The sequence below is a fragment of the Dysosmobacter sp. genome, from assembly GCF_052306735.1.
Taxonomy (GTDB): domain Bacteria; phylum Bacillota; class Clostridia; order Oscillospirales; family Oscillospiraceae; genus Oscillibacter.
In genome coordinates, this window is sequence record NZ_DAWBAJ010000017.1 from 43,782 (window position 1) to 44,488 (window position 707).

Consider the following 707-nt stretch of genomic DNA (forward strand, 5'->3'; position numbering starts at 1 on the left):
TCTCAATTCGATGATCCGGTCTCTCAAAACAGCTGCGTACTCGAACTCCAGCATCGCGTCGCGGCAAGCTCCATATCTCTCGTTTCCGGCTGCGCCGAAAACTCGCTCACTCCGCTGCCGCTCCTTTTCCCACGCGACCCGCTTCGCTGAGCTCGCGCGGGAACCCTGCTTGAAGGGATTGCATTCCCCGGAAATGAAGGAAGCTACTTTTCCCCTCTCAATTCGATGATCCGGTCTCTCAAAACAGCTGCGTACTCGAACTCCAGCATCTTGGACGCTTCCTTCATTTCCTTTTCCAGTTTGGCGATCTCCGCCGCGCGCTCCTGCTCGGAGAGCTTGCGCTTCCGGCGGCCCCGGACGGTGTCCTCTTCCGCAGTCTTGGAGATCTCCAGTACCTCCCGGACGCCCTTGATGATGGTCTTGGGCACGATACCGTGGGCTTCGTTGTAATCGCTCTGGATCTTCCGGCGGCGCTCCGTCTCGTCCATGGCCGAGCGCATGGAGGGGGTGATCTCGTCTGCATACATGATAACCAAGCCCTCGGCATTCCGGGCCGCCCGGCCAATGGTCTGGATGAGCGACGTCTCGGAGCGGAGGAAGCCCTCCTTGTCGGCGTCCAGAATGGCCACCAGGCTTACCTCCGGCAGGTCCAGTCCCTCCCGCAGGAGGTTGATGCCCACCAGCACGTCGAACTCTCCCAGCCGCAG

The 707-nt window shown here is 60.7% G+C and carries 1 protein-coding gene; it reads right to left on the bottom strand.

Annotated elements, in window-relative coordinates:
• Positions 1-203: 203 nt before the first annotated feature.
• Positions 204-707, bottom strand: a 504-nt coding sequence (locus tag ACT67G_RS06290) for a helicase-related protein (protein ID WP_443663543.1), incomplete at its 5' end; no start/stop codon positions are given.